This is a genomic window from Arthrobacter sp. Bi83 (genome assembly GCF_918698095.1).
GTDB lineage: Bacteria > Actinomycetota > Actinomycetes > Actinomycetales > Micrococcaceae > Arthrobacter.
Genome location: NZ_CAKKLY010000036.1, coordinates 1 through 24,981, shown reverse-complemented (window position 1 = coordinate 24,981; position 24,981 = coordinate 1). Strand labels below are relative to the sequence as shown.

Here is a 24,981-nt window from a genome sequence, read left to right as displayed (position 1 = left end):
GCGGCATGGCCCTTGACGAGCATCACTATTCGCTGACTGTTCGATGGACCGGCAACCTTGGAAGCGGCACGTCGTCGTATCGGGAGTATTCCCGGGACCACGACGTCGAGATTCCCGGGCTGCCGGTCCTCAAGGGCTCGGCCGACCCCACATTCCACGGCGACCGCTCGCGGTACAACCCGGAGCAGCTGCTGCTCACGGCGCTGGCGCAGTGCCACATGCTGTCCTTCCTGCACGTCGCGGTGCGGCACGGCGTCGTCGTCCTGTCCTATGAGGACAATGCCTCCGGCCTCATGCGCGTCAACCGCGACGGAAGCGGCCAGTTCGAAAACGTGACGCTCCATCCGCGTGTGGAAGTGGGTGATCCTGTCCACGTGGGGCTCGCCGAGGAGATGCACCGGCAGGCCAACCAGGTTTGTTTCATCGCCCGCAGCGTAAATTTCCCCGTAATGCACGTTCCCGTTACCACAGCGGCAGGAAGCTAGCCACCGGCATACCCCGCTAGGCTTAAAAGGGAACGAGTCCAGCCGCCGCGAACGCCGGCGGGGAATCCGGCTGGCGCCGGAGAGCAACAAGGAGCATCCCTGCAGATGTACAGCATGTTTACAACGCCTTCGGCCTCGCTGGAACCCACCGGGTTCGACGTCGCCGGAATCGCGATCAGCCTCGGCGCGGGCATCATCCTGTGGCTGCTGGCAAGCTTCGTGATCTCACGGATCACCAAGCGGGTCGCCAGCGGAACAGCGCTGTTCAAGAAGCCCCACTTCAAGTGGGTCGCCCCCGCGCTGCGGGCCCTGGACCATGAGCGGCGGGTCCAGCGGGCCAATACCATCGGATCGCTGCTGAACAGTGTGGTGGGGGTGGTCATCGCGGTCATCACCAGCATCTACGTGCTCAAGAATCTCGACGTCGACGTGGCGCCGCTGCTGACCAGCGTCGGTATCCTCGGCATCGCCATCGGCTTTGGCGCCCAGCAGCTGATCCGCGACTTCCTGGCCGGCATCTTCATCACGATCGAGGACCAGTACGGGATCGGTGACATCATCGAGACCAGCGAAGTCGTGGGCGTCGTGGAGTCGATTGGCCTGAGGATTACCCGCGTCCGCGACGACAATGGTGCGATCTGGTACCTGCGCAACGGTGAGATCCTCCGCGTCGGAAACCGGTCGCAGGGCAACTACGTGGCTCCCGCCGATGAGCCAGGAGACGGGCCGCTCGAGGCCGAAGCCCAGCACGGACCGCAGCAGAAGGCCGGAGAATAGCCATGACCAGTCCCACACCATCCGAACCCGGCGCGCCCAGGCAGCTGATGCGCAATGATCCCTTCAGCCAGCCGGGCTACACGGACAACTTTTTCGACGCCGTGGGCGGGCACGAAACGTTCGTAAAACTCATCGACGTGTTCTACGACGGCGTGGCAACCGATCCGCTCCTGCGTCCCATGTACCCGGAAGAGGATCTTGGCCCGGCCAAGCGGCGGTTCCTGATGTTCCTTGAGCAGTACTGGGGCGGCCCCACCACCTACGGCGAAGAACGCGGCCACCCGCGGCTGCGAATGCGCCACATACCCTTCCAGGTCACACCTGAGGCCAAGGACCGCTGGCTGCACCACATGCGCGCTGCCGTGGACGCCCTGCAGCTGCCCCCGCTCTACGAGGGAACCCTGTGGGACTACATGGAGCGTGCCGCGCTCTCCATGGTCAACAGCCCGTCAGGGTCCTAGGAACCCGTAGGCCTTGGACTGAGGCACTCCCTGACCGATTCTGGCGAAGGCGGCCGGCTAGGACAGGCCGGCACCCGTCCTCGCCAGGACGTGCCCGCGGCTGCCACTGAGTCGGAACCAGCGCCCGGCACGGTAGAGGCGCTGCTCGTCGTCGCCGAGGAAGCCGAGTGCGAGTGCGGCGAAGGCCGCGCCGGCGGGAAGCCCCGACCTGCCGTCCAGCTCGCGCCCCCAGACTGCGGCGCGGGCGTTGTTGACAATAAGGGCGCCGGGCTTGTCCGGTACGAGTCCGGCGACCTCGGCGATTCCCGCTTCGGCGGTCTTCCGCAGTTCGGCGTCGGGAACGGATCCGATCAGCTCCCAGCCGCTGCGGGGGGCTCCGACACCCGCCCACGATTCGGTGACGGTCGACGGCGGGACCGGCAGCTCGGCGTCGTTCTCCCCCGCCCGGGCGAGCCTGTCAAGGACGGCTGCCAGCGGCACCGTGACATCCGTTGCGGACGGCTCCGCCAGGGCCACCGTCCGCAGGCCGAGGATGGTGGGCGTGGACTCCCCCAGGATCCTGGGGCGGAGCACGCAGACGTACGCGGCGAGGACTGACCCTGCGGCCTGGAGCCGGATGGCGCCGTCGTCGATGGCCTTGGCGCGGGTGGCATACGTCCGAAGATCAGCGAGGTCGAGGGGATCGGCGAAGCGGAAGGACTGGGTGAGAAGATCAGACACATTAAGAACACTACCGGCTGAGCCTCGGTTGAGCGGTGCCGGGGCGACGTCTAGAGTCAAACCATGACTGAAGCGGACGCCGGATTGCAGGAACTGCCCACGAACGACCCCACGACTTCCCTGATCGAACTGCTTGATCTTGGCGAGCTTGAGGGCGCCCGCACCGACGAGGACATCTTCATGGGCCCGTCGCAGCGGCAGCCGCACCAGCGGGTCTTCGGCGGCCAGGTGCTGGCCCAGTCCCTCATCGCAGGGATGCGGACCGTGGACGCCGAGCGGACGGTGCACTCCATGCACGGTTATTTCCTGCGCCCTGGTGACGCTAACAAGCCCATCACCTTCGGCGTGCAGCGGCTGCGGGACGGCCGGTCCTTCTCGGCGCGCCGGGTCCACGCGTACCAGGACGGTTCGCCGATCCTCTCGATGATCGCCTCATTCCAAGCCGAGGACGAGGGTATCGAACACCAGTCGGAAATGCCTCGGGGAATTCCGGCTCCGGAAACGCTCCCCAGCACCGCAGACCTCCTGGGGAAGTTCGACCACCCGGTGGCAAGGCACTGGGCGTATGAGCGTCCCTTCGACATCCGCCACGTGGACCCCGCGCTCTACGTTGCGGCCACGGGTCAGAAGGAAGCCCGCAACGCGGTCTGGATGAAGACCTTCAGCCCCATGCCGGACGACGCCAACACGCACCGTGCCGCCTTGGCCTATGCCAGCGACTACACTCTGCTCGAGTCCATTCTGCGCAAGCACGGGCTCAGCTGGATCACGCCCGGCATGAGCGTGGCCAGCCTGGACCACGCCATGTGGTGGCACCGGCCGGTGCGGGTGGACGAGTGGCTGCTGTATGTCCAGGAGTCACCGAGCGCCCAAGGGGCCCGGGGGCTCGCCACCGGCAAGATCTTTAGCCGAGAGGGGCTGCACGTGGCGTCCGTGGCCCAGGAGGGCATGGTCAGGGTGCCGACGGACCTGAAGAGCAAGGTTGCCGGCGCCTTCCAGTCCAAAGTCCTGCAGCACCAGATACGCAAAGCCTGAGCGGGATTACGGTCCTGCGGGCTGCTGCGGGCACGGCGTCGCCTCACGCGCATGCGAAAGGCCGGTTCCCTTCGGGGAACCGGCCTTTGCGGCTTAACGCTTAGTCGCGTATTGCTAGTCGCGGGTGAGGCGGCGGTGCGTAACGCGGTGGGGCTTAGCGGCGTCGGGGCCGAGACGCTCCACCTTGTTCTCCTCGTAGGATTCGAAGTTACCCTCGAACCAGTACCACTTGGACGGGTTCTCCTCGTCGCCTTCGTAGGCGAGGATGTGCGTGGCAACCCGGTCCAGGAACCAGCGGTCGTGTGAGACCACCACGGCGCAGCCGGGGAATTCCAGCAGCGCGTTTTCGAGGCTGCTGAGGGTTTCGACGTCGAGGTCGTTGGTCGGTTCGTCGAGGAGCAGCAGGTTGCCGCCCTGCTTGAGGGTCAGCGCGAGGTTCAGACGGTTTCGCTCACCGCCGGAGAGCACGCCCGCTTTTTTCTGCTGGTCCGGGCCTTTGAAGCCGAAGGCGGCAACGTAGGCGCGGGACGGCATTTCAACATGGCCGACCTGGATGAAGTCCAGTCCGTCGGAAACGACCTCCCAGAGGGTCTTGTTGGGATCGATGCCGCCGCGGCTCTGGTCCGCATAGGAGATCTTGACGGAGTCACCGATCTTCAGCTCGCCGCCGTCGAGAGGCTCCAGGCCAACGATGGTCTTGAAGAGCGTCGACTTGCCGACACCGTTGGGGCCGATGACGCCGACGATGCCGTTGCGGGGCAGGGAGAAGGACAGTCCGTCGATCAGGGTGCGGTCGTCGAAGCCCTTCTGCAGGTTCTTGGCTTCCAGAACCAGGCCGCCCAGGCGGGGGCCCGGCGGGATCTGGATTTCCTCAAAGTCCAGTTTCCGCGTGCGGTCAGCCTCGGCCGCCATTTCCTCGTAGCGGGCCAGGCGGGCCTTGGATTTGGTCTGACGGCCCTTGGCGTTGGAGCGGACCCATTCCAGTTCCTCGGTAAGGCGCTTGGCCTGCTTGGCGTCCTTCTTGCCCTGGACTTCGAGGCGGGCGCGCTTCTTCTCCAGGTAGGTGGAGTAGTTGCCTTCATAAGGGTAGAGGTGGCCGCGGTCCACTTCAGCGATCCACTCGGCGACGTGGTCCAGGAAGTACCTGTCGTGGGTGACAGCAAGGACTGCGCCTGCATAGCTGGACAGGTGCTGTTCCAGCCAGAGCACGCTCTCGGCGTCAAGGTGGTTGGTGGGCTCGTCAAGGAGGAGCAGGTCCGGCTTCTGCAGAAGCAGCTTGCAGAGCGCCACACGGCGGCGCTCACCGCCGGAAAGGAGGGTCACGTCAGCGTCGGCCGGCGGGCAACGGAGGGCATCCATGGCCTGCTCCAGCTGGGAATCGAGGTCCCAGGCGTCGGCGGCATCGATGGCTTCCTGCAGGTGGCCCATTTCCTCCAGCAGGGTGTCGTAGTCCGCGTCAGGGTTGGCCATCTCCTCGGAGATCTCATTGAAACGCTGGATCTTGCCGTAGATCTCGCCAACGCCTTCCTGGACGTTGCCCAGGACTGTCTTTTCCTCATTGAGCGGCGGCTCCTGGAGCAGGATGCCCACGGAGTAGCCGGGGCTCAGCCGGGCTTCACCGTTGGAGGGGGTGTCCAGGCCTGCCATGATTTTCAGGATGGTGGACTTACCGGCACCGTTGGGGCCAACAACGCCGATCTTGGCGCCCGGAAAGAAGGACATGCTTACGTCGTCGAGAATAAGTTTTTCGCCAACAGCCTTACGGGCCTTGGTCATTGTGTAGATAAATTCCGCCATGGTTCCAAATCTAGTGGGTTGACGGGTATATCTCACATTCGGGACGTCAGGCTTGGGGCCCCACGAAGCACTTCCCGCCCGCCAGGACGGGCAGCACCGCAATCGTCACTTTGCCGTCGCGGATCTGGCCAATGACGCAGTCCTTGCCCTGCACCGCCGCCGCCTCGATGGAATCAGCGTCCAGGCCGGTGGGCGTTCGGCCCGCCGAAACCTCAAGGGTGGCAGCCGGGACTCCCGCGGCGGTCAGCGCTTGCCTGACCTGCTCGGCTTCGGGTTTAGGGGTTCCCGAGGCGACGACGCCCAGCGTCTCAGACATTGTCTTTTGCATCTTGGCCGTCGCCGTACCGGGCGTCTCCGTACCGGGCGTCTCCGTAGCCCGTGATGCCTGGCCGGCTGCCGCAGAAGGCGCCTGCGAGGAGCGGGCAGATCGCGGCGGGCTAGCCGCGGCGGACGGAGCGGATGACTGGCTGGTAGCCCCCGCTGCGCCGAGACCGGGCTGCTGGGCGGTTCCGGAACTGCAGGCAGCCATGGCTCCGAGCAGAAGCGCGGTAAACGTGATCCGTACGGATGCCCTTAGCGACGTCCTGCTGGACGTTCTGCTCGAGGTTGTGCTCGAAGCTCTGGTCGATGTTCCGACCGATGCCCTGACGGGTACCCTGCTGCAGGAGCCCAAGAGTCGGGTGGTCGATTGGAATATCCCGGGTCGTCTCACGCTGCCATTCTGCCATGCGGCACCGCGGGGGTACGGTGCCGCATGGCTCCGCCGGTCAGGCTGCGGCTCCGGTGAGCTCGCCGGTATCGGAGTCGAGCTGCATGGTTTCCCCGGTGGTGTCGTCGATGAAGATGCCTGCCGCGTCGCCGCCGTCGTCCTCGTCCCCTTCCTCATCAGACCCAGCTTCGTCGCGGTCTGATGGCTCTGAACCGTTTCCGTCACCGTGGCCGTCGTGTTCGCTGCCAACCACGCCGGCCGCCACGGCAGGCTGGGAGTTGATTCCCGCCGTCCGGGTGAAGTTGGCCGAGCCCCACATAAGATCGTGGCCCACGGACTCAGCATCGATCTCTGCCACATGGTAGATTCGGCCGTCCTTTTCCCAGCTCCGCATCTTCAGCCGTCCGACGATGATGACCCGCTGGCCCTTCTTGATGCTGCACCCGATGTTCCCGGCCAGCTGGCGATACCCCTGGATGGTGAACCAGTTGGTGTTGCCATCTACCCAGGTGCTGCTTGCGCGGTCGTAACGGCGGTCCGTGGACCCGAGGCGGAAGGAGGCTGTTGCGACGCCTCCTGGTGTGGTGGAGCTCCTGATTTCCGAGGCAACGAAGCCGCGGACAGTGATGTTGTCGGTCATCTTGGTGTCCTGTCTCGATGTGTCTTGCCCTAGCAGGCACTCCCAGCATCAGTCGGCGGCGCGGCAACGGGGAGAGCCCAACTGCCGTATGTGGATAACCCGGGTCCGGCCGCCGGCGGAGGATCGGGAAAACCGTCCCGGCCCATGCCGACACCTGGGCGAAAGTCAATGTAAACTTTTTGAGGCAACCCGGAATCTGCCGGGCGGCCACAAGCCCCAGTAGCTCAGGGGATAGAGCAGCGGCCTTCTAATCCGCCGGTCGGGGGTTCGATTCCCTCCTGGGGCACTTGTGTGGTGAGTCGAGACATCCTTTACGGATGTATCGGGTCATCGTTGACACCCCGGTCTTCGGACCGGGGTGTTTTTCTTTGTCTGGGCTGGTTATGCGGTTTCCGACCATCGTCGCAACGCGTTCGATTTGAAGGTAACAGCATCTCTGTTCAGTCATCAGAGGCGACCCTCGCGGCCCGAACGATCGACGATTTTCAACGACTAGATCCGCGGAGACGAGACGAAACCACACGAAAAGAACCCGCTCAAGGTTCCGTTCCCGGTGTCCGAGCCCTGACCGCCTGATGGCCAGCTGGCAGCACGGTCCGACTATGACGCGACGTCGAAACTGGTTCGCTTTGGCAGGGAGCTGGCCGGCGCCCAACGCAGCATGCCTGCAAGAACCAGTCCGCAACCCAAAACAGCTCCACCTGCATAGCTTGGGGACCATGCCCACCCGCTTGACGGTTGGGCCACGGCCACTGCTATAACCGCGAAGGAGAGAGCAAGTTCGGTGACAGCTTGGACGGTTCGGGCCCTGTACTTCGGGTCGGCAAGGCCCGCTAAGGGTATGAGGGGGAACAAGAATGCGCTGAAGTTTGGGTAAATGCCGGCGACGACAAAGATTGCCGACGCTACGGCTAGCAGCAAGAGGAATATGAGGGGCCGGACAATCCGCTGCCGCGTTGTGTAACTGGTCCAATCACGGCAAACGATGGCCCACGCCGGGAGTCCCAGGAGCCAAAGTCCGCCCCAATAGCCAGTGCCCAGCACCCACAGAATCACCATGACCAAGCCGGGCCCGGCGAAGCCGACAATCCGTCCGCCGCGAAGATCTCTCATGTTGGGCCCGAACATAAATAGCCCCACCAGGACATATGTAGCCGCATATCCGCAAATCAACTCAACAGCCGGTCCCCGCGGAATCTCGGTCAGTAGCAGCAGAAGCCCAATCACCATCACAGAGACGGCAGCAGCGATCCAAGGCCTTCTGCCCCTGGGCGTACCGACCAGAACGCGCTGCAAATCATCCCCAAGTTGTTGCATCCTTTGAGTATTCCACCGACCGTACGCCCCCCGGCGGCCGCCCGAGAGCTTCGCAAAGCCGAGCTTTGATCTGGTAGGGCTCCAGTTACAGCTGCCTGCCTCGTCGCTCCCAGTCTTGCTAGCGGGCTTCTTCTTAGTCCCAGAAAACTGACGGCAAGCGTTACCGGATGGTGGCCTGCGCCCTTCGCAACAGCGGCACAGGATTTCAAATTCATCAACGATGACAACCACATGCCCGTTCAAGTCGAATCCGTCGTGACGTCATTCGATGGCATGCCCGTCACCGTCAATCTCAGTTCGAAGGCCTGCGGGTCGGCTCCGTCATCGCGGCACCCGACGAAACGTTGGCCGCAGCCGGGTATCAGCTGGGCGCCTCGGTCGGGCTGAACTCGGTGACGATATTCGCGTCACAGCCGGGCGGCTTCGGCGATTACGTTTCCTGGAACGGAGCTGCCTAGGTTTCCCTCAACGGACTCGTCCAGTCAACATCAACGAACGCCGGCACCGGACTCATCACCTGCATGCACGCCGCCATGCCCTCTCCTTTCGGCGGCTCCGTCACGTCGAGGAGCCTTACCAAACGAGCCTCCATGGAAGGCATATCGGCCACATCGACGTCGCTGTACCTTGTCGACAATGTCGGGGTTGCCGTCAAAACACCGACCAAGGACAACAGGTTTTGGATAACCCGCACCGGAGCGCGCCGCGTTCCGATGTCCGAGCTCGCGAAAGCGAATGCCAACATCTGGATCCACGGAATGTTCGAAGTCTGACCAGCGGGCGGGTGGACGCCAAACCCGACACGCGGAACAATTAATGGAAAGCATGCTTATTACTTGGCGCGACATGTGCCTATGATCAGACCGGGCGCCGGCACAGTGATGTGGCGCCGGCGCCCACGTTCCTGGCCCGTTGCGGGACAGACAAGAGGAAGGATCCACAGCATGCGGCAGAGTCCATCTGAACCCGATCCGTTCGAGCGACAACCGTTACGGCCGCCGGCGCAGCCTTCGGACGGGACAGAACATTCGCCCCTCGACGGACGGCGCCCGGCCGCCGAAGAGGACAAAATCCCGCCCGGCACATCTCCGCTGCCGAGCTACGGCGGGACCTCCGCCCCGCAGGCCGGCATGGCCGAACCGAAACGTCCGGTGACCCGGGCAGGCATGATCTGGGCCGCGGTCGCCTCGGCGCTGGTGGTCCTTGTGCTGCTCATCGTGTTCATCCTGCAAAACCAGGAACTGGTTCAGGTAAAGTTCTTCGGGCTTGAAGGTGCAGTGGCCCTCGGCATCGCCCTCTTCATAGCGGCCGTCGGCGGCGGCGTTTTGGTGGCAATGGCCGGTGCCGCACGAATCATCCAGCTGCGCGCAGCTGAACACCGGCGCCGGTCCTTGGCCGCACGCAAACGGTAAGAATCCCGTCGCTGCCGGCGAGCCCTCTCCCCGTCAGCGCTCCAGGTACTCCTTGAGGTTGCCAAGCACTGTTTCCCAGAGCTTGGCAGACTCATCCGCCTCGGAGTCGCTCCGGTTATTGCCCTGAGTGATGGTGACGCCGGTGCCTTCGGGCCTCGGAGCCAGGCGGTACTCCACCGTGTGATAGTTCTCCGGGACGTCGGGCAGACCACTCAACGGGCTGTAGTGGCTGATGCGAAGGAGCTCGTTGGCTCTGTTCGCCAGAACTATCCCCCGGTCCTCGTAGGCCTTCCCCTTCCACTCCCCAGCAAAGGTCACAGGATCGCCCTCGTGCCATGTTGAGGAAACATTCGTGCCCAGGAAATACTCTTTGACGTCGACGGGGTCGGTGAGGGCTTTCCAGACCCGCTGGGGTGTGGCCGCCACATCGATGGACGCCACCGCATCCTTGCCACGCTCATTCATCAGCCCGCCTCCTGATTGCCATCCAACGCGTGAGCATCACCCTACGCGCTGCGGACGGCGCTGTTAAGGGAAGGCGCCGGTAGCGCTCCTTCTTGGCGCGCGGACTGTGTCGCCGTCGGAGTCCCAGATCCCCCGATTGAAGATTTTCCACCTCCATGTCGCCGGTGTAGCCGGCGTCCCGGACCCAGGTGCCGATCGTCGCGAAGTCGATGACGCCGTCGCCCATCATTCCCCGTGTCAGCAGCGAAGCGATCGGCCGGCTGGCCGTCCTGGGGACCGCTGCCGGAGGCTCAACGTCCGACGGCGGCACCACAGTCCCGGTGACCGGCCAGGTAACGCTTCGCCGCAGCGCCGAGCCAGTCTCGGAGGCTGCTGCGTAGCCCTGCCGTCAGCGAGTCAGGGCCCGGATGGTCCAGCCCGCTGCGTGTGACGAGCCTGGTGCCAGCTCCACGAGATCGGTTCCTGAGTTGAACGCGTCCGGAGGACACGTCATCGGTTCGACCGCCAAACCGAGCCGGTCTGGACCGACCGGCTTGTCACCGGTGTGAACCTGCACCCAGGGGCAGCGTTCGTCCCATTCGAGCTCCACTCCCGTGTCTGAGGGGTCAAACACGCGCACCGCAGCCAGGCCGTACTCCGTGCGGCTGATTCCGGTGAAGGCGTGGTCAATCCGGATGCTTCCCAGGGGGCGTTCGGTCCGGAAGTCGAATTTGTGGCCCTCCACCGATTCCAGCTCAAGCGGCAGCAGCCGGTCCGGGGTAACTTCCAGGAACTCCCCGGCCGGGAGCTCCAGGGTCCACTCATCCAGCGGAGCCGGTCCCGCGACCAGATAGGGGTGGGGACAGACGCCGTAGGGTGCCGGGGTGTCGCCGGTGTTGGTGGCAGTGACCCTGCAGTGCAGGCCGTCTTCCACCAGCTCATAGGCCGCCGTAATTTGCAGCCGCCCGGGATAGGCAGGACCGGAATCGACCTGGCAGGTCAGGCTGACCGATGAGGCTGTGCGCCCGGCGAGAGTCCAGCGGGCATCCAGCGCCAGTCCATGGAGAGCCGTCTGGCGCTCCGGTTCGTTAATAGTGGCCTGGAAGCTCCTGCCGCCATGGCTGTAGCGGCCGTCGGCCACGCGGTTGGGCCACGGGGCGCAGACAACTCCGCGGTAGTCCGGAACGGGCCCGGCCGCACCGAAACCGACCACCAGGTCCCGCTCGCCGTACCGCAGTTGCCGCAGGGCTCCGCTTCGCTCAGTGACGATGGCTGAATAAGGGCCAAAGCTGATGCTGTGTTCCGTGGCCGGCATGGGACTCCTACGAGGTTTTGTTAGCGCTAACTGAATTCGTCAGCCAGAATACCCCACTCGACCAAAGAAGGCATTCAGGGTCATGGCAGCGTAAGAATTACCGGGCCGTCGGCGGTGATGGCCACCGTGTGCTCGCTGTGGGCTGCCCTGCGGCCGTTCGCTGACCGCAGCGTCCATTCGTCGTCGTCGTGGTAATAGTCCCCCTTGCCGCCGAGGATGAGCATTGGCTCGATGGCAATGACCAGCCCTTCGGTCAGCTTGATTCCGCGACCTGGGCGTCCGTCGTTCGGGACAGAGGGCTCCGCGTGCATGGTCCGGCCGATGCCGTGACCTCCATGGTCGGCCAGCAGCCCGTAGCCCGCGCGGCGGGCCGCGCCACCGATGGCATAGGCGAGGTCACCCATCTTGTTGCCCACCCGCGCCGCGCCGATGCCCCTGGCCAGCGCCGCGTCGGTTGCGTCGATGAGTTCCTGGTCAACGGGATCAACGGTGCCAACGACAAAGCTGACGGCGGCGTCGCCGCACCAGCCCTCAAGGAAGGCGCCGCAGTCCACGCTCAGCAAATCCCCGTCCTGAAGCCGGTACCCGTTGGGGATCCCGTGGACTACAGCGTCGTTCACGCTGGCGCAGATGACCCCCGGAAACGGTACCGAAGCCCAGCGCGGCCTGTAGCCGAGAAAGGCCGGCGTGGCGCCGGCATCAGAAATGGAGGCGGCGGCAACGCCGTCGAGCTCCTTGAGGGAAACGCCGACGGCGGCCGCCTGGCGGACGGCGGCCAGGGCATTGGCCACCACGCGCCCCGCTTCGCGCATGAGTGCTATTTCATCAGGGCTTTTGATCATGGACATCTGCTGGCCTCCGGGCTTTTGGCGGTGCCGCTGACAGGGACAGGCCGGCAGCGCCTTGTACCCTGTCTACTGTAGAACGCTTCCTGCTCCAAGGCCCCTCCCCACTCAAGGACGCTCCCGGCTCAGGAACGGCCGCGCCCCTCGGGTGCTGGATGATTTCATGTCGGCTGCGCTCAGCCTGGCCCTTTCTGGAGCCGCTATGTTGGCTTCATGGCAAACGACAAGGTCCGGGCCGCGATCCGCTCCGCGCTTCGGGCTGCCGCGGATCCCGTTCGGGGCGCTGCGGCGCAGGCCTACATGAAGTCGTCAACACCGTCGCTGGGCGTCCGCGTACCCGAGGTCCGCAGGGCTGCCAAGGCAGCCGCGGCAGCCTATCCTCTCGAGTCCGCCGAAGAACTGCGCGAAACCGTGCTCGACCTCTGGCGCGGGGCGGAGTACCGCGAAGAGCGCTACGCGGCCATCGACCTGACCGGGCTGCGGCTGGTGGCCGGAGACCTTGGGATGCTTTCCGTCTATGAGGAGATCATCCGCACCGGAGCATCCTGGGATCTTGTGGACGGCGTTGCCCACCGCCTCTGCGCCCTCCTTCAGGCGCACCGGGCGGAGCTAACGCCTGTGCTGCTCGCATGGAGCGAGGACGCGGATTTCTGGTTCAGGCGGGCGTCCATTACCGCCCAGCTCGCGGCGAAATCCGGCACGGACACCACTCTGCTCGCCAGAGTCATTGAAGCGAACACGGCTGACACGGAGTTTTTCATCAGGAAGGCCATCGGCTGGGCGCTGCGGGAATACGCCAAGATGGATCCGGTTTGGGTCATGGACTTCGTCGAGCGCAATGGCCAGTCCCTCAGCCCGCTGTCCCGCCGGGAAGCGGTGAAAAACCTGCCGGTCAGATGACGGGCCGGGTGGTGACCGGCTGATCCGACTTGCTGAACAGAAGTTTGGTGCGCGGGTCCAGGAAAATAAGGTAGAGCGCGAACAGCAGCGCGATGATGGCGGCGGCGTTCCTGGCCAGGGCCAGTGCCAGTCCGAGATCCTCTGACTGCAGATACGGGAAGACCTCAAGCTGGTCCGAGATGGCGTAGACCATGAAAAAGGACACGATGAAGTACAGGGCCTTGACCTGCCAGTCGGCCCGGATGCCCGTCACGGCAAACAGCGGAATCAGCCAGACCACGTACCAGGACTGGATCATGGGCGCCAGCACGACGACGGCGGCGAAGGCCAGCGTTAGCCGGCGCATGATGCGGTCGTGGTCTCCCCTGAAGATCTGCCAGGCGACGATTCCGACGGCGAGCAACTTCCCGGCGTCGTAAACCCATTTGGCGAGCCCCCACCCGTCCAGTCCAAAGGCGTTGGCGATGGAAGCGACAACGAGTCCCAGCAGCCCCACCGGGGCGTACCAGATCCAGACGCTTCCGGGCGCCGAGAGGCCGTTGATCCAGCCGAAACCGAATCCGTTCACCAGGCTCATGAGGTACAGCAGAGCAAAGCTGATGCCCGCCGTCAGCCCCCAGAAAACAAACTTGCGCGGCCAGCGGGCACCTTTGCCCGCCCAGAGCAGTCCAATGAACGGCAGGAACACCACGGTGATGGGCTTGACTGCGATGGAGGCCGTGACGAGGACAATTCCGAAGATCACCCGCCGCGTGGCGCAGTAGTACAGGCCGGCAAGGGCGAGCCCGATCATCAGCGAGTCATTGTGGACGCTGGCGATGAAGTTCGTGAGGAAGAGCGGGTTGGCGGCGGTAAGCCACAGGGCCCGATGCGGGTTGACCCCGTGCAGTTCAGCGAGCTTGGGGACATAGATGATGCACAGCACCACGCCCACCAGCGCAGCGAGGCGGAAGAGCATGATGCTGGCCTCGGGATGGACGTTGGTGGACCAGACCACGAACTGCTCGATCCAAAGGAACAGCTGCCCGTACGGCACGGGCGCCTCGGTCCACATCTTGTCTGCGCCAAGCTGGAAATAGTTGGAGAGCGCCGAAATACCGTTCTCGTAGGGGTTGAATCCCTCAACCATCAACCGGCCCTGCCCGATGTACGCATACACGTCCCGGCTAAACAAGGGCACAGTGAACATCATGGGAAGCCCCCACGCCGCGACGGCCTGGAGTGTGGCTTTGCGGGCCTCAAGCCCCCAGACGCGGACACGCTGGCCAAGCCGGAGCCACGCCCGCACCAGAAGCATGCCGCCCACCGCAATCAATACGATGGACAGCCCAACGCCCCACGCCTCCGTGCGCATCCAGATGAACAACGGCATCCGCCGGAGCTCCGAGGCCGGAGCCAGCCAGCCGACGCCGAGGGAGCCGATCACCAGGAAAAGCGACCCCACGAAACCGGAGAGGATGGGCGACCGGGGGTTGTCCACCTCCGCGAGGGCCGGATCCGTGGAAGTATCGGTGGCCATTTCCTCCGTCTCAGGCACAGGCGCCGTCATCTCAGGATTGTCCAATCTCTTGTGGGCGTGCTGCCTCAATCTGCTGCCGGCTTGACCGGGCAGACTGGATTGCGGCGACTGCGCAGGGCGGCGCCACGTACCCGAAATCTTAGCATCGGACCGCTCTGACACCACGAAACGGTAGGCTGATCGGGTGCCTATATCTAACGAACGCATCGTCTGGATCGACTGCGAAATGACCGGCCTCGACACCGTCAATGACGCCCTGATCGAAGTCGCGGCCCTGGTGACGGATTCCGAACTCAACATCCTCGGGGACGGGGTGGACGTGGTCATCAAACCAGCCGCCGCAGCCCTCGCGCAGATGAACGACTTTGTCCGGGACATGCACACCCGGTCCGGGCTCCTGAAGGAACTCCCAGCAGGGAAGACGCTGGAAGAGGCGGAGGAAGCCGTTCTTGCCTACATCCGGAAATGGGTTCCCGATCCGCGCAAGGCACCCCTCGCCGGTAACTCGGTGGGGACCGACCGGGTCTTTCTGGCCCGGGACATGCCGTCCGTGGTGGAGCACCTGCACTACCGGATCATCGACGTCAGCACCATCAAGGAACTGGCCCGTCGATGGTTTGCGCGCGCCTACTTTCAGGCCCCTGCCAAGCTCGGCGGCCACCGCGCCCTGGGCGACATCAAGGATTCCATCGACGAACTCCGTTATTACAGGGAAGCGGTGTTTGTGCCCGCCCCGGGACCGGACAGCGCCACCGCCCTGCAGATCTCCAAGGGCATCTCCGCCCAGCCCTCAGCCATCAATCAGCTGACACAGGGACTCGCGGAGCAGGACCTTCCCACCCGGGCCGACGCCGGACCCGGAAAATAAGCGGACAGAAAGTAATCTGCCTCACGTTTGGGGGAAATTTTGCCGAAACTGCCAAAAGTGGCAAAACCAACCCCAAACAGCAGGTAAGCTATTTGACGTTGCCTTTCCAGCCAGCCGGTAAGCCGGCAGGCCTGCGGGGCACATGGTGGGCGTAGCTCAGTTGGCAGAGCGCCTGGTTGTGGTCCAGGAGGTCGCGGGTTCAACCCCCGTCGCTCACCCTCATAGGTCGGCAGCTTGTATGTCGTCCAATCACAAAGGCTGCACCGGTTATCCGGTGCAGCCTTTGTTTGTTTTACCCCTCGCCGGGTCGTCCATCCAAGCATCAAAGGAACCATCTGCCATGACCGTTTTGCCGATCACGATCTGGGGCGAGCCGGTGCTGCACCGCCGGGCTGCCGAAGTTGAGGTTTTCGACGACGAGCTTCGCCAGCTGATTGCCGACATGTTTGAGACCAATGACAAGGCCAATGGCGTCGGGCTCGCAGCCCCACAGGTCGGCGTGGGCAGGCGGATTTTCGTCTACAAGTATGAGAATGATGACGACGCCCCGCCGAGCGGAGTGCTGGTAAACCCGATCCTCACCCTGTCCAAGGTTTCCGGTGCACTGCCCGATCCGGACGAGGAAGTGGAGGGATGCCTCTCCTTCCCCGGCGAGCAGTATCCCCTCAAACGGGCGGAATGGGCGCGGGTGCAGGGCTTCGACGGCTTTGGCAAGCCTGTCGAGTTCGAGGCCACGGGCTGGTTTGCCCGGGTCATCCAGCACGAATATGACCATCTGGACGGAAAGCTGTACGTGAACCGTCTCCTTGACCGCTATGCGCGCAAGGCCATGAAGCAGGCCAAGAAAAGCGGCTGGGGAGTCCCCGGGCTGACCTGGATGCCCGGAGTGGATCCAGACCCGTTCGGACACTGATCGGCGACGGCTATCGTGGCCTGGGGCTCAGGGCGCCATGACGGTTTGCTGCTGTGGGCACGAACCAAGGACACGGGCCATGGCATCTTTCTCAGGCTGCGTCACCCAGAGTCCGTAGGCTGCCTTCACTGAGATCTGCCGGGCGACGTAGTGACAGCGGAGGGCTTTGTTCTTGGGCAGCCAACTGGCTGCGTCCGACGCGCTCTTCTCCTGGTTCGCTGGCCCGTCCGCCGCGATGAGGTTGAGCGGATCGTTGGCCAGGTTTTGTCGCTCCTTCGGGGTGAGCTGCTGAGCGCCTTTCTGCCAGGCATCCCCCAGCGCCACCACGTGATCGATCTGGACGGCCTTACTGGACTCTGCCCCGCGCCTGAATGTGGCACTCCGGCCGACGTACGGTTCATGGAAGGTCCCGGAGGCGACCTTGCACCGTGAGCCCTTGGAAAAGACCACCTCGCTGAGGTCGCGCCGGAGAATGTCGTTGCGGGTGTCGCACCCGTTGCGGTCGGCGTCCAGCCAAGCCTGGCCAAACGCCGCACGGTCGTAATTGTTCTTGGGTGCGCGCCCCTTGACGGACAGGGTATCCAGCGCCGCAGCCGCGCTGCCCTCAGGAACAGCCGCGGGCCGTATCACCGGCTTCATCCATGCGGGGTCAAAGACCGGCGCCTCGCTGGGGCCGGCAACGGCAGGCTCCGCCACGAGAAACTGGCCTTCGCTGAAGAACCAGGCGACTCCCCAGACTGCGGACACCGCGAGAATGACTAGCACGGCCCAGGCCTGGCGTGAGCGCCGGCGGGCACGCCGGTAGGCAGCCCAGCTGACAGTCATGAGGCCTGGTGTTTCGGGACATGTTTTGTGCGCACCCCCAGAGCCTAGGGCAGCCCCCTGACATCACAGCTGTTATCCACAGTGTTGGGGACAGGTGCCTTGCGGAGGAATGGTGCGTGCACACCTGGAGGCCGGAGGAACGGCGAAACTGCTCCCTACTGCTCCCTGGTCACCCGCCGGAGATCTTCGTTGGCCAGGTCAAGCAGCCGTCCCAGCTGGGCGACCCGCTCTTCACCAATCTCGCCCGCGGCATGACTGGTCTTAGCCCCGTCCAGGAGGCGCTGTGCCTCCTTCTGGTTTGCCCGTGCTACGTCCAGGGCATGTTCGAGGGTTGTTTCGTGCTGGAGAGTCGAGTCGTGTTCCATGACAACAGTTTGGTCCCCTTTCCCGGCTGATTCCAGAGAACCAGCCGGGAACTTCCCGGGAACAGGTTTCCCGCAGCCGGATGACCGCGGAACCAGGACTGCCTCTGTTAGACCGCTGCGGCGGCAAGCACGGGGGCGGCGTCCTTCACGGAGTCCTTTGCGGGGAAGGCGGGCGGGTTCACACCGGCCATTTCCTCCATGACGCGGACCACCTGGCAGCTGTAGCCGAACTCGTTGTCATACCAGACGTAGAGAACCAGGTTTTTGTCGTTCGAGATGGTGGCCAGGCCGTCCACGATGCCCGCCCGGCGGGAGCCGACGAAGTCCGTGGAGACGACCTCCGGGGAGTCGATGTAGTCGATCTGCTTGCGCAGGTTCGAGTGCAGCGACATTTCGCGCAGGTAGTCGTTGATCTCGTCCTTGGTGGTTCCCTGCTCAAGGCTCAGGTTCAGGATCGCCAGGGAGACGTCCGGCGTGGGGACGCGGATGGAGCTGCCGGTGAGCTTGCCCAGCAGTTCCGGGAGCGCCTTGGCCACAGCCTTGGCGGCGCCGGTCTCGGTGATGACCATGTTCAGCGCAGCAGAGCGGCCGCGGCGGTCACCCTTGTGGAAGTTGTCGATCAGGTTCTGGTCGTTCGTGAAGGAGTGCACGGTCTCCACGTGGCCGTGGACTACGCCGTACTTGTCGTTGATCGCCTTCAGGACCGGGGTGATGGCATTGGTGGTGCACGATGCTGCGGTCACGATCTTGTCCGAGTCCAGGATCGTTCCATGGTTGATGCCGTGGACGATGTTCTTCAGGTCGCCCTTGCCCGGGGCAGTCAGGAGCACACGGGCCACACCCTTGCTCAGGAGGTGCTGGGACAGGCCTTCGGCATCGCGCCAGCGTCCTGTGTTGTCCACCACCAGGGCGTCCTTGATGCCGTAGGCCGTGTAGTCGATGGTGGCGGGGTTGTCCGAGTAGATGACCTGGACCTGGACGCCGTTGGCCGTGATGGTGTTGGCTTCCTGGTCCACCTTGATGGTGCCTTCGAAGGAGCCGTGCACCGAGTCGCGGCGCAGGAGGCTGGCACGCTTGGACAGGTCGTTGTCGGAGCCTCGGCGCACCACGATGGCGCGCAGCCGCAGGCCGTGGCCGCCGCCTGCTTTTTCGATGAGGAGGCGCGCCAGCAGGCGGCCGATCCGGCCGAAGCCGTAAAGTACGACGTCGGTGCTGGTGCGGTCGTCTGCGCCGCGTTTGCCCACGATCTCAGCCAGCTCGGCGCGGAGGAATTCCTCCAAAGTCAGGTCCCCGCCGTCGGACTTGTACTTCTGGTTCAGGCGCGCGATGTCGATGGCCGCGGCGCCCAGCTCCAGCTTGGCGAGAGTGTCCAGCAGCGGTGCCGTCTCTTCCAGGAGGAGCTCATCCTTGCTCATCCGGCGGGCAAAGCGGTGCGCCTTGAGGATGTTCATGGTGGACTTGTTGATCAGGCTGCGCCCGTGGATGGAGGTCACCACGTTGTTCTCGCGGTACAGCCGGCCGATCACCGGAATCATGGCCTCGGCGAGCGCCTCCCGGCCCATCCACGTATCAAGACAAGAATCTGACGTCTGGCTCACAGAACTACCTTCCTTGGTTCAACCGGATACGTCGTCGTAAACCGGATGGCGGCCACCTGAAGTTATCCAGGGGCGCTGGCACCGGCAGGGTTCGGTCCACCCCGGATGCCGTTGTACGTTGCAAAGAAAAACCGCCGGCTGCGAACGCAGATCCGGCGGAAGAACTTCTACGTTCACTGTCCATTCTAAGGCGGGCCGCTTGCCCGTATCGCCGCTGCGTGCGTGAATTCACTCACACCGGGCGCGGCCGGTCAGTGTCGCGGCAAAAAGTGGATGGGTTGACCGATACGCCGGGTTCTGACAAATTCAGCGTCCGCGTTGGGATGCGGGCTAGGTCAGGGGCAAATCAGGGGCATTGAATCGCACCAGACCGTCCGTCAAAGCGGCCGCCTTGGTGTCGTCATCGGGCCACAGGTGGGCGTAAGTCTTCAGTGTTTCCGTGGCGTCCTTGTGCCCCAGACGGTGGGCCACCGCGACAGGGGACATGCCCCCGGCGATGAGCTGCGAAGCGTGATAGTGACGAAGCTCATGCCAGCCGGTGCCAGACCCCTCGACGATGTCGCGGATGTGACGCCACGCCTCCCCCGCGGTGTGCCGGGTGATCGCCCAACCTGACGAGTGGAACACCAACCCGCCCACGCCCTGGGGGCCCTCGCGGAGTTGCTTGAGGAGTTGCATGGAATGGTCACCGATGTGGATCCGCCGGCGGCTCGCCTTGGTTTTCGGAGGACCCCAGACAGGGTTCCTCGAATCGCTGCCGATGAGCTGCCGGTCGATGCTGATCATCGCGTTGTCGAAGTCCACACGGTCCCACGTCAACCCGCGCAGCTCCGAGGAGCGCAGGCCCGTCGCCGCGCAGAACACCACCATGGGACGGTACGGCCGCCAGATCTCCCCCGCGAGACGCTGCACGGTCTCGGTGCGTAACGGGATGACGGCCTCATCCTCGATCTGCGGAAGACGGATCGACAGGCAAGGAGTCTTTTGCAGGTGCCCATCCAACACGGCGGCCTTGAACATCGCCGACAGATACCCGTAGGTCACCTTCACCGTGGACGGTGCAAGAGACTCGCTCCACTCCCCCACCGCTGACTGGACGTCCTCACGGCGGACAGAGTCCAGGGTCATGTCCCCGAGGCTCGGGATGATGTAGAGCTTGAGCTTGGCCGTGACCTGCTCCTTGGACGATGCCCGGTGATGCAGCTGGGCTTTCTGCCACTTCTCCGCGTAGTCGGCCAGCAGGACTTTCTTCCGGGACGCCACATAGGTGCCCTTGTTGATGGATGTCACCTGGTCGGCGAGGAAGTGCTCGGCCGCGGCTTTCGTGGCGAAGCTCTGGCGCTGCTTCTTACCGGCGGGCGGTGTCCACTCAGCGCGCCAGCGCAGGCCCTTCCCGTAGAGCATTGTGCGGGTCTTGTCCTTCCGTAGCCACCGGTCTTCGACGCGGGCCATCAGAGGATCCGGCCGGCCAGCGCTGGGCGGCGCCGCTGTACCCGCTGATCTTTGAGCCTCGAGACCGTGTGCGGATCCCAGGCGTGGGCGGCAGGCATGTCGAGGATCCGGTTCACTTCCTGCCAGAACCGGAGCTGCAACTCCCCCGGTCACGAAAAGGAAAACCAATGAGTGCTTAGACTCAAACCCCCACCCGCCAAGCCGACCGCCGCCTCATCGCAGCCAGGCGCAGGGCAACGGACGCCCGCCACCTCGCCGAGCGCAGGCCCACCCCCGAGAACGTCAACCGCGCCGCCGAACTCGAAGCCGGCCTCCAGCGTCTCGTGGCCCAGGCATGAAGGCCACCCCGCTTTGCCGGAAGTGCTGGACCACGCACATCCGCCACGGCCACCGCCGGGCGAACTGCCCCGCCGAGATCAAGCCCCGCTACACCGACCGGCAGATGAGCTGGATGCTCAACCAGGCAAGGGCACAACGCCACGAAGAAGACGCCCGCACCGGCCAGCAGGTCGCGGCATGATCCCCAAGAACCAGCCCGCGAGGTACTGCGACTACTACGGGATGCTCTCGTACAAAGACTTCCTCACCGCCGAGGCCGCCGGCACCCTCACCGGGTACGCGATCAGCGCCCGCACCGACCAAGGAGAAACAGTATGACCGCTCCGGCTCTGCCCCGCCCGGACCTGCAGGCTGAGGCCGCCCGGTTGGATGCCGCGTACACCCAGGCTGTGCAGGACGCCGTCCGCACCAACAACTGGTTCGGGGTGCCGGCCGCCGCGCACGCCGCCAAACAAGCCCGCGCAGCAGTACGCGCAACCGAGGAGAACCAGTGAGCAAGTTGAACGCCGTCCGTACACGGGCGGAAGCGCACGCGCAGCATGGCACGCCAGGACTCGCCGCCCCCGCTGACCGCAGGGACCTACTCGCAGCCATCGACGCCGTCATCGCTCTCCACAGGCCGATCAAGGTCTACGACGAGTGCGAATGCCCTGAGGGCACACACCCCGAGGACTACGAGTGGATTGACTGCGAGGACTACAACGGCTGCGAGAACAGCTTCACCCATTACGCCTGCGAGGAATGCTGCACCTCGTTCGACTACATCAGCGAGGCGTGCAGTGACCACCACACGCATTCCAAGGACGAGGGCCACCGATGCCCCACGATCAAGGCGTTGGAGGCAGCATGAGCAACTTCGCGCAGGACATGGCGGTGAAGACAGCGTGGGGCTTGTCCCTCACCCAATGGGACCGGGCCACCGAAACCCAGCGCCGCCACTGGCGGGACATGGTGACCACCGCCCCACACTTCAACCAGGACTAACCGACAGGAGCCCCAAGGATGCGGCATTGTCCCGGCTGCGGCCACCACCACGGCACCAACGACGGCTGGGTCCGCTGCCAGGCCATCACCTACGAAGACACAGGCGGCGCACGACGATGCGGATGCACCGGGGCCGCCATGTCGTCGTGAGATCATTTCCGAGTGGGGAATGAACCGAAACCAGACGACGGCGCAGGAATCCATTTTAAGAATTCCGTGCTCTACTTCGGCCGGAAGTTCTGGGCGGGACTCCTCCTATCCGCCGGCGTGGTCATTTGGACCCTTAGTTCTGCCGGTGAGAACGAGGACGGGTTAAAGACCGGGCTCCTCGTAGTAGTGGGCGGAATTATCGGGATACTTTTCGCTCCCCTGCCCAAACCTGTTGACCACTCTACGACAGCAAATACCTCCGTTGAACGCTTGCTGGACATGGCCCAAGAGATCACCGGGGTCCAGAACACCGTCACGGCTCTGATCACCGAAGTGGAAGACCCGATGGTCAAGATTCGTTTGGTTGCAGCGCAGAACGCCCTACTCCAGCAAGAGGAGCGCATGCAGCGTTCTGTGGGTGACTGGGATGAGATTGCCCCAGGTGTTGCAGTCCGCGTTCGGACGAAACTCGATGCAGGAAGAATAAGATTCTTGGAGCTCATGGAAAGGGACCAAATTGAGCGATGAACCAGAAGTAACCGGCAAGGTTGCGGAAATAATTAGCGACCGAGAAGTCATCCTAAACCGGGGGCTGAAAGACGGCGTGCGGAAGGGAATGTATTTCTCCATCCTCGATCCTGCCAGCATTGGAATCATTGACCCGGACACCGGAGAGGAACTGGGAGGCATAAAGCGCGTCAAGATCTCGATGGTTGCTGTACAAGTAGCTGACCGCATTACGCTCGCATCCACATTTAGAACACGATCCGTCAATGTCGGCGGCAACGCCCGAACCGGCCTCGAGACCATCGCGGGGATGATGTCGGCCCCTAAATATGTTGAGCAGGTTGAACGTCTCCGGCTCGATGCGACCGCTTCTCGTCCGCTCGGAGAGAGCGAGAGTATCGTCGCCAAGGGCGACCCGTTCGAGAGCACTGACCAAGCAAGCGCTGAGAGCAGCCCCTCCGTGACGGTTTGGGAGTAGCCCACCCATGAAGCGATGCCGCGCCAAGCAGCGTGACGGTATCTCTTGCGGTGCTGCCCCGATGGCAGGATGAACGCATGGACATCCTCGCCTTCCTCGACGCTCGCATCACCGAGGACGAAACGGAAGCGCGCCGACAACTTGAACAGCTCGGCATGGTTGCCGCAGCAAAAGCTGACCTCCGCGCTTTCGCCGAGTGCAAGGCAAAACGGAAGATCATCGCCCACCACGAACGCATCGACTGGGACTACGAACCCGCCGGCGACCAGGACTACATGGAGAAATTCCTCTTCATCCTCGCCGAGGTCTACGCAGACCACCCCGACTACAACAAGGACTGGGAGGTCTGGTGATGCCGTCCTGGCGCATCGTCGTCACAGACGGCAAGGAACGCACCGCAGTCTGGTTCTGCAAAGCAGCCACCAAAGCCGAAGCCGAGCGCATGGCACTCGAGGAACACCCCGGCTGGTACATCCTGCAGGCCGACCGGGAACTATGAGCCTCTCGGCGGGATTAGCCTGCGAACTGGCCCCTTCTGATCGCCACGTGGGTTAGTCCATGTGATGACCGCTTGTGACGCTCCTCTTCGAATGCCCATGAAGTCCTGCGACTCAGACATGGGATGTTCTGGCTGCAGCCTGGATCGAGTGAGCTGGAATGCTTCGAATTCCACGAGGACGTCAGCGGCGTCAGCGCTACCAATATTGGTCAGAACCCATGTGTCGCCCGCCATCCATTCAACGACCCAGTCCGCTTCTTTCGCGAGATTCTCTTCTTTCTTCTTGTGCCTCCGGTCAAGGAGCACTGCAACTCTGCCACCACCGAACCCCATGCCGGCGGCGAGAACCAGCTTTCCGACTTCCCAGTACCATTCCATGATCCCCAACATAGCCCGAGGAGATGGCGCCAATGTCCGACTACAAATGCGGTGCAAAGCTGAAGGGTAAGCGGGCCGGTCAGCTGTGCCAGCTCACTCCCCCGGCCGGCGCCACTCGCTGCCGATTCCACGGGGGCGCCAGCCCCCAAGCCAAAGCAGCGGCCGATCGCCGCGTCGCGGAACATGAAGCGAGGGAGACCATGACGAAGGCTGTTCGCACGCTTGGCCTGCCGATCGATGTAGACCCGGGCAAGGCGCTGCTGGATGAGATCCACTGGACCGCCGGCCACGTTGCCTGGCTGCGCGACAAGGTGCAGGAACTCGAGGACGAGGAGCTGGTGTGGGGCAAGACCCAGCACGACGACGGCGTCGGGCCCCAGGGCATCGTGGATGTCACCACGGAGAAGGCAGCGCCATCGGTCTGGTACGAGCTGTACATGAAGGAACGGGAGCACCTTGCCAAGGTCTGCGCGCTGGCACTCCGTGCCGGTATTGAGGAGCGGAAGGTGAAGCTCGCCGAGTCCCAGGGCCTCCTCGTTGCCGACGTCATCCGGCGGATCCTCGGCGCTCTCGGCCTCACCCCCGAACAGCAGCAGCTAGTCCCCGAGATTGTGCCCCGGGAACTCCGTGCGCTTGCAAGCGGAAGCTAAGTCACCTCTCCGGCTCGTCAAATCGCGGACCGCGCCGGGATCGGGAATCATCACGATCCCGCTCTGGACGAGGACCGGCCTCCGCTGGGACTTCATCGGGATCAACGAAACTGATCCGTACCTCGCCAGATTCATCGAGTGACTTAACTGAGCTGATGCCACCATGCGCCCGTTTCGGGGAATCCGCGCCGCCGAATTCGATGTCCACCGTTCGGTCCTGCGGAGCTTCCCGTTCGTTGCGAGGACCTGGCACGCTCGTGCCCTTAGCGATCCGGGCGGTCTTAGCATCCACTTCCCTGCCAAGGCTCTGCAAGATGCGGGCGCGTTCCCGGGCAGCGTTGATCACGAGGGGATGATCCGCCCTAAGCCGCCGCATCTTCATCCTCCACGTCCTCATAGGCCAGAGCGACGAGCGCTCCGAAGACGTTCGCTACAAGAACCCTATCGTCGTCCGTTGCCCATGACGAGTGCTCGCGTTGACTCGTAGAAAACCTCCGCGTGGCCGGATACGTTGCCTCATCTGAAAACCTCCGCGGAGCGGCGTGGTGGACGGCCTTGGGAGCGGATGCGGGCTATGCCCGTTTTCATGGAGCTAACGA

Annotated in this window: 35 protein-coding genes, 2 tRNA genes and 2 pseudogenes; 23 read left to right on the top strand and 16 right to left on the bottom strand. The window is 63.9% G+C overall.

The features are described from left to right. Positions 1-5: 5 nt before the first annotated feature. The 3 genes from LQ144_RS16170 to LQ144_RS16160 all read left to right on the top strand — a co-directional run bounded on the left by LQ144_RS16170 (position 6) and on the right by LQ144_RS16160 (position 1,723). Positions 6-485: an OsmC family protein gene (locus LQ144_RS16170; protein ID WP_230119720.1), complete on the top strand. Its 480-nt coding sequence runs from the start codon at positions 6-8 to the stop codon at positions 483-485. Positions 486-590: 105 nt separating this feature from the next. Continuing rightward, positions 591-1,262 carry a mechanosensitive ion channel domain-containing protein gene (locus tag LQ144_RS16165; RefSeq protein WP_230119719.1) on the top strand — a complete coding sequence of 224 codons (672 nt, stop codon included), beginning with the start codon at positions 591-593 and terminating at the stop codon, positions 1,260-1,262. A 2-nt stretch (positions 1,263-1,264) separates the two neighbouring features. Continuing rightward, positions 1,265-1,723, top strand: coding sequence for a globin (locus tag LQ144_RS16160; protein WP_290369779.1), 459 nt, complete (start codon positions 1,265-1,267; stop codon positions 1,721-1,723). Between the two features lie 57 nt (positions 1,724-1,780). On the opposite strand, the gene LQ144_RS16155 is transcribed toward LQ144_RS16160, so the two are convergent. After that, positions 1,781-2,443, bottom strand: a complete 663-nt coding sequence (locus tag LQ144_RS16155; RefSeq protein ID WP_230119718.1) for a hypothetical protein — start codon at positions 2,441-2,443, stop codon at positions 1,781-1,783. Between the two features lie 63 nt (positions 2,444-2,506). On the opposite strand from LQ144_RS16155, the gene LQ144_RS16150 reads away from it, so the two are divergent. After that, entirely contained in the window at positions 2,507-3,478 is a 972-nt protein-coding gene (locus tag LQ144_RS16150; RefSeq protein WP_230119717.1) for an acyl-CoA thioesterase II, read from the top strand. A gap of 114 nt (positions 3,479-3,592) precedes the next feature. On the opposite strand, the gene ettA is transcribed toward LQ144_RS16150, so the two are convergent. The 4 genes from ettA to LQ144_RS16130 form a co-directional block, all read right to left on the bottom strand. Next, positions 3,593-5,275, bottom strand: coding sequence for an energy-dependent translational throttle protein EttA (gene ettA, locus LQ144_RS16145; protein ID WP_230119716.1), 1,683 nt, complete (start codon positions 5,273-5,275; stop codon positions 3,593-3,595). Between the two features lie 46 nt (positions 5,276-5,321). Further along, entirely contained in the window at positions 5,322-5,591 is a 270-nt protein-coding gene (locus LQ144_RS16140; protein ID WP_230119715.1) for a hypothetical protein, read from the bottom strand. A gap of 121 nt (positions 5,592-5,712) precedes the next feature. After that, positions 5,713-6,003 (bottom strand): hypothetical protein, encoded by a 291-nt coding sequence (locus tag LQ144_RS16135; protein WP_230119714.1) that lies wholly within the window; start codon positions 6,001-6,003, stop codon positions 5,713-5,715. A 39-nt stretch (positions 6,004-6,042) separates the two neighbouring features. Further along, positions 6,043-6,624, bottom strand: a complete 582-nt coding sequence (locus LQ144_RS16130) for a single-stranded DNA-binding protein (RefSeq protein WP_230119713.1) — start codon at positions 6,622-6,624, stop codon at positions 6,043-6,045. Positions 6,625-6,837: 213 nt separating this feature from the next. Between LQ144_RS16130 and LQ144_RS16125 the strand changes: the two genes are divergently transcribed. The 3 genes from LQ144_RS16125 (at position 6,838) to LQ144_RS16115 (ending at position 9,353) form a co-directional block, all read left to right on the top strand. After that, positions 6,838-6,910, top strand: a tRNA-Arg gene (locus LQ144_RS16125). Positions 6,911-8,531: 1,621 nt separating this feature from the next. Next, positions 8,532-8,714: a hypothetical protein gene (locus LQ144_RS16120; RefSeq protein WP_230119712.1), complete on the top strand. Its 183-nt coding sequence runs from the start codon at positions 8,532-8,534 to the stop codon at positions 8,712-8,714. 171 nt (positions 8,715-8,885) lie between these two features. After that, positions 8,886-9,353, top strand: a complete 468-nt coding sequence (locus LQ144_RS16115) for a DUF1049 domain-containing protein (RefSeq protein ID WP_230119711.1) — start codon at positions 8,886-8,888, stop codon at positions 9,351-9,353. A gap of 33 nt (positions 9,354-9,386) precedes the next feature. Here the strand turns inward: LQ144_RS16115 and LQ144_RS16110 are convergent, their stop codons facing one another. After that, positions 9,387-9,818, bottom strand: coding sequence for an SRPBCC domain-containing protein (locus LQ144_RS16110; protein ID WP_230119710.1), 432 nt, complete (start codon positions 9,816-9,818; stop codon positions 9,387-9,389). Further along, a pseudogene (locus tag LQ144_RS16105) lies at positions 9,811-10,074 on the bottom strand (hypothetical protein); the annotation flags it as partial. The pseudogene LQ144_RS16105 and the gene LQ144_RS16110, both read right to left, overlap by 8 nt. Between LQ144_RS16105 and LQ144_RS16100 the strand changes: the two are divergent. Then, complete coding sequence (locus LQ144_RS16100) at positions 10,007-10,198, top strand: hypothetical protein (protein WP_230119741.1); 192 nt, start codon at positions 10,007-10,009, stop codon at positions 10,196-10,198. The pseudogene LQ144_RS16105 and the gene LQ144_RS16100 sit on opposite strands and share 68 nt — an antisense overlap. A gap of 8 nt (positions 10,199-10,206) precedes the next feature. On the opposite strand, the gene LQ144_RS16095 is transcribed toward LQ144_RS16100, so the two are convergent. Both LQ144_RS16095 and map read right to left on the bottom strand, forming a co-directional pair. Then, positions 10,207-11,112: an aldose 1-epimerase family protein gene (locus tag LQ144_RS16095; protein WP_230119709.1), complete on the bottom strand. Its 906-nt coding sequence runs from the start codon at positions 11,110-11,112 to the stop codon at positions 10,207-10,209. An 80-nt stretch (positions 11,113-11,192) separates the two neighbouring features. Next, entirely contained in the window at positions 11,193-11,960 is a 768-nt protein-coding gene (gene map, locus LQ144_RS16090) for a type I methionyl aminopeptidase (protein ID WP_230119708.1), read from the bottom strand. Positions 11,961-12,170: 210 nt separating this feature from the next. Between map and LQ144_RS16085 the strand changes: the two genes are divergently transcribed. After that, a complete protein-coding gene (locus tag LQ144_RS16085; RefSeq protein WP_230119707.1) occupies positions 12,171-12,857 on the top strand; it encodes a DNA alkylation repair protein in 687 nt (228 codons plus the stop codon). Here LQ144_RS16085 and mptB read toward each other — a convergent pair. Next, the gene (mptB, locus tag LQ144_RS16080) at positions 12,850-14,469 is read right to left on the bottom strand and encodes a polyprenol phosphomannose-dependent alpha 1,6 mannosyltransferase MptB (RefSeq protein ID WP_290369780.1); all 1,620 of its coding nucleotides are present in this window, start codon (positions 14,467-14,469) and stop codon (positions 12,850-12,852) included. The genes LQ144_RS16085 and mptB overlap by 8 nt on opposite strands. Before the next feature lie 91 nt (positions 14,470-14,560). Between mptB and orn the strand changes: the two genes are divergently transcribed. From orn to def, 3 genes are all read left to right on the top strand, one after another. Then, positions 14,561-15,244, top strand: coding sequence for an oligoribonuclease (gene orn / locus LQ144_RS16075; RefSeq protein WP_290369778.1), 684 nt, complete (start codon positions 14,561-14,563; stop codon positions 15,242-15,244). 145 nt (positions 15,245-15,389) lie between these two features. Continuing rightward, a tRNA-His gene (locus tag LQ144_RS16070) sits at positions 15,390-15,462 on the top strand. Between the two features lie 122 nt (positions 15,463-15,584). Then, the gene (gene def / locus LQ144_RS16065; RefSeq protein WP_230119705.1) at positions 15,585-16,157 is read left to right on the top strand and encodes a peptide deformylase; all 573 of its coding nucleotides are present in this window, start codon (positions 15,585-15,587) and stop codon (positions 16,155-16,157) included. A gap of 27 nt (positions 16,158-16,184) precedes the next feature. Here the strand turns inward: def and LQ144_RS16060 are convergent, their stop codons facing one another. From LQ144_RS16060 to LQ144_RS23165, 5 genes are all read right to left on the bottom strand, one after another. Next, positions 16,185-16,982: an HNH endonuclease family protein gene (locus LQ144_RS16060; protein ID WP_230119704.1), complete on the bottom strand. Its 798-nt coding sequence runs from the start codon at positions 16,980-16,982 to the stop codon at positions 16,185-16,187. 155 nt (positions 16,983-17,137) lie between these two features. Next, positions 17,138-17,347, bottom strand: coding sequence for a hypothetical protein (locus tag LQ144_RS16055; protein WP_230119703.1), 210 nt, complete (start codon positions 17,345-17,347; stop codon positions 17,138-17,140). A gap of 107 nt (positions 17,348-17,454) precedes the next feature. Further along, positions 17,455-18,945 (bottom strand): glyceraldehyde-3-phosphate dehydrogenase, encoded by a 1,491-nt coding sequence (locus tag LQ144_RS16050; protein WP_290369777.1) that lies wholly within the window; start codon positions 18,943-18,945, stop codon positions 17,455-17,457. A gap of 330 nt (positions 18,946-19,275) precedes the next feature. Beyond that, on the bottom strand, positions 19,276-20,397 hold the full coding sequence (locus LQ144_RS16045; RefSeq protein ID WP_230119702.1) for a site-specific integrase: 1,122 nt from the start codon (positions 20,395-20,397) through the stop codon (positions 19,276-19,278). Further along, positions 20,397-20,537 carry a DUF3263 domain-containing protein gene (locus LQ144_RS23165; RefSeq protein WP_354962165.1) on the bottom strand — a complete coding sequence of 47 codons (141 nt, stop codon included), beginning with the start codon at positions 20,535-20,537 and terminating at the stop codon, positions 20,397-20,399. Before LQ144_RS23165 ends, LQ144_RS16045 begins: the two co-directional genes overlap by 1 nt. A gap of 194 nt (positions 20,538-20,731) precedes the next feature. On the opposite strand from LQ144_RS23165, the gene LQ144_RS16040 reads away from it, so the two are divergent. The 9 genes from LQ144_RS16040 to LQ144_RS16000 all read left to right on the top strand — a co-directional run bounded on the left by LQ144_RS16040 (position 20,732) and on the right by LQ144_RS16000 (position 23,354). Next, positions 20,732-20,917 carry a hypothetical protein gene (locus LQ144_RS16040; protein WP_230119701.1) on the top strand — a complete coding sequence of 62 codons (186 nt, stop codon included), beginning with the start codon at positions 20,732-20,734 and terminating at the stop codon, positions 20,915-20,917. After that, a complete protein-coding gene (locus LQ144_RS16035) occupies positions 20,914-21,054 on the top strand; it encodes a hypothetical protein (RefSeq protein WP_230119700.1) in 141 nt (46 codons plus the stop codon). The genes LQ144_RS16040 and LQ144_RS16035 overlap by 4 nt, the downstream gene beginning before the upstream one ends. Further along, positions 21,051-21,230: a hypothetical protein gene (locus LQ144_RS16030; protein ID WP_230119699.1), complete on the top strand. Its 180-nt coding sequence runs from the start codon at positions 21,051-21,053 to the stop codon at positions 21,228-21,230. The genes LQ144_RS16035 and LQ144_RS16030 overlap by 4 nt, the downstream gene beginning before the upstream one ends. Beyond that, positions 21,227-21,586: a hypothetical protein gene (locus LQ144_RS16025; protein WP_230119698.1), complete on the top strand. Its 360-nt coding sequence runs from the start codon at positions 21,227-21,229 to the stop codon at positions 21,584-21,586. The genes LQ144_RS16030 and LQ144_RS16025 overlap by 4 nt, the downstream gene beginning before the upstream one ends. After that, positions 21,583-21,720, top strand: a complete 138-nt coding sequence (locus tag LQ144_RS16020) for a hypothetical protein (protein WP_230119697.1) — start codon at positions 21,583-21,585, stop codon at positions 21,718-21,720. The genes LQ144_RS16025 and LQ144_RS16020 overlap by 4 nt, the downstream gene beginning before the upstream one ends. A 162-nt stretch (positions 21,721-21,882) precedes the next feature. Then, positions 21,883-22,398, top strand: coding sequence for a hypothetical protein (locus LQ144_RS16015; RefSeq protein WP_230119696.1), 516 nt, complete (start codon positions 21,883-21,885; stop codon positions 22,396-22,398). Next, positions 22,388-22,855 (top strand): hypothetical protein, encoded by a 468-nt coding sequence (locus LQ144_RS16010; RefSeq protein ID WP_230119695.1) that lies wholly within the window; start codon positions 22,388-22,390, stop codon positions 22,853-22,855. Before LQ144_RS16015 ends, LQ144_RS16010 begins: the two co-directional genes overlap by 11 nt. Before the next feature lie 77 nt (positions 22,856-22,932). Next, the gene (locus LQ144_RS16005) at positions 22,933-23,208 is read left to right on the top strand and encodes a DUF6221 family protein (protein ID WP_230119694.1); all 276 of its coding nucleotides are present in this window, start codon (positions 22,933-22,935) and stop codon (positions 23,206-23,208) included. Then, positions 23,205-23,354, top strand: a complete 150-nt coding sequence (locus LQ144_RS16000; protein ID WP_230119693.1) for a hypothetical protein — start codon at positions 23,205-23,207, stop codon at positions 23,352-23,354. Before LQ144_RS16005 ends, LQ144_RS16000 begins: the two co-directional genes overlap by 4 nt. On the opposite strand, the gene LQ144_RS15995 is transcribed toward LQ144_RS16000, so the two are convergent. Continuing rightward, the gene (locus tag LQ144_RS15995; RefSeq protein WP_230119692.1) at positions 23,349-23,732 is read right to left on the bottom strand and encodes a hypothetical protein; all 384 of its coding nucleotides are present in this window, start codon (positions 23,730-23,732) and stop codon (positions 23,349-23,351) included. The genes LQ144_RS16000 and LQ144_RS15995 overlap by 6 nt on opposite strands. Positions 23,733-23,755: 23 nt before the next feature. Here LQ144_RS15995 and LQ144_RS22995 point away from each other — a divergent pair. Continuing rightward, a pseudogene (locus tag LQ144_RS22995) lies at positions 23,756-23,878 on the top strand (HGGxSTG domain-containing protein); the annotation flags it as partial. A gap of 54 nt (positions 23,879-23,932) precedes the next feature. Continuing rightward, positions 23,933-24,382, top strand: coding sequence for a hypothetical protein (locus tag LQ144_RS15990; RefSeq protein WP_230119691.1), 450 nt, complete (start codon positions 23,933-23,935; stop codon positions 24,380-24,382). The last annotated feature ends 599 nt before the right edge of the window (positions 24,383-24,981 follow it).

Coding starts and splice junctions, on each gene's coding strand:
- LQ144_RS16030 (WP_230119699.1), top strand. CDS start 21,051: ATGACCGCTCCGGCTCTGCCCCGCCCGGACCTGCAGGCTGAGGCCGCC.
- LQ144_RS16005 (WP_230119694.1), top strand. CDS start 22,933: ATGGACATCCTCGCCTTCCTCGACGCTCGCATCACCGAGGACGAAACG.
- LQ144_RS16160 (WP_290369779.1), top strand. CDS start 1,265: ATGACCAGTCCCACACCATCCGAACCCGGCGCGCCCAGGCAGCTGATG.
- ettA (WP_230119716.1), bottom strand. CDS start 5,275: ATGGCGGAATTTATCTACACAATGACCAAGGCCCGTAAGGCTGTTGGC.
- LQ144_RS16165 (WP_230119719.1), top strand. CDS start 591: ATGTACAGCATGTTTACAACGCCTTCGGCCTCGCTGGAACCCACCGGG.
- def (WP_230119705.1), top strand. CDS start 15,585: ATGACCGTTTTGCCGATCACGATCTGGGGCGAGCCGGTGCTGCACCGC.
- LQ144_RS16060 (WP_230119704.1), bottom strand. CDS start 16,982: ATGACTGTCAGCTGGGCTGCCTACCGGCGTGCCCGCCGGCGCTCACGC.
- LQ144_RS16055 (WP_230119703.1), bottom strand. CDS start 17,347: ATGGAACACGACTCGACTCTCCAGCACGAAACAACCCTCGAACATGCC.
- LQ144_RS16130 (WP_230119713.1), bottom strand. CDS start 6,624: ATGACCGACAACATCACTGTCCGCGGCTTCGTTGCCTCGGAAATCAGG.
- LQ144_RS16045 (WP_230119702.1), bottom strand. CDS start 20,397: ATGGCCCGCGTCGAAGACCGGTGGCTACGGAAGGACAAGACCCGCACA.
- LQ144_RS16110 (WP_230119710.1), bottom strand. CDS start 9,818: ATGAATGAGCGTGGCAAGGATGCGGTGGCGTCCATCGATGTGGCGGCC.
- LQ144_RS16020 (WP_230119697.1), top strand. CDS start 21,583: ATGAGCAACTTCGCGCAGGACATGGCGGTGAAGACAGCGTGGGGCTTG.
- LQ144_RS16150 (WP_230119717.1), top strand. CDS start 2,507: ATGACTGAAGCGGACGCCGGATTGCAGGAACTGCCCACGAACGACCCC.
- LQ144_RS16115 (WP_230119711.1), top strand. CDS start 8,886: ATGCGGCAGAGTCCATCTGAACCCGATCCGTTCGAGCGACAACCGTTA.
- LQ144_RS16120 (WP_230119712.1), top strand. CDS start 8,532: ATGGAAGGCATATCGGCCACATCGACGTCGCTGTACCTTGTCGACAAT.
- LQ144_RS16140 (WP_230119715.1), bottom strand. CDS start 5,591: ATGTCTGAGACGCTGGGCGTCGTCGCCTCGGGAACCCCTAAACCCGAA.
- LQ144_RS15995 (WP_230119692.1), bottom strand. CDS start 23,732: ATGGAATGGTACTGGGAAGTCGGAAAGCTGGTTCTCGCCGCCGGCATG.
- map (WP_230119708.1), bottom strand. CDS start 11,960: ATGTCCATGATCAAAAGCCCTGATGAAATAGCACTCATGCGCGAAGCG.
- LQ144_RS16170 (WP_230119720.1), top strand. CDS start 6: ATGGCCCTTGACGAGCATCACTATTCGCTGACTGTTCGATGGACCGGC.
- LQ144_RS16085 (WP_230119707.1), top strand. CDS start 12,171: ATGGCAAACGACAAGGTCCGGGCCGCGATCCGCTCCGCGCTTCGGGCT.
- LQ144_RS16035 (WP_230119700.1), top strand. CDS start 20,914: ATGATCCCCAAGAACCAGCCCGCGAGGTACTGCGACTACTACGGGATG.
- LQ144_RS15990 (WP_230119691.1), top strand. CDS start 23,933: ATGACGAAGGCTGTTCGCACGCTTGGCCTGCCGATCGATGTAGACCCG.
- LQ144_RS16095 (WP_230119709.1), bottom strand. CDS start 11,112: ATGCCGGCCACGGAACACAGCATCAGCTTTGGCCCTTATTCAGCCATC.
- LQ144_RS16040 (WP_230119701.1), top strand. CDS start 20,732: ATGAAGGCCACCCCGCTTTGCCGGAAGTGCTGGACCACGCACATCCGC.
- LQ144_RS16135 (WP_230119714.1), bottom strand. CDS start 6,003: ATGGCAGAATGGCAGCGTGAGACGACCCGGGATATTCCAATCGACCAC.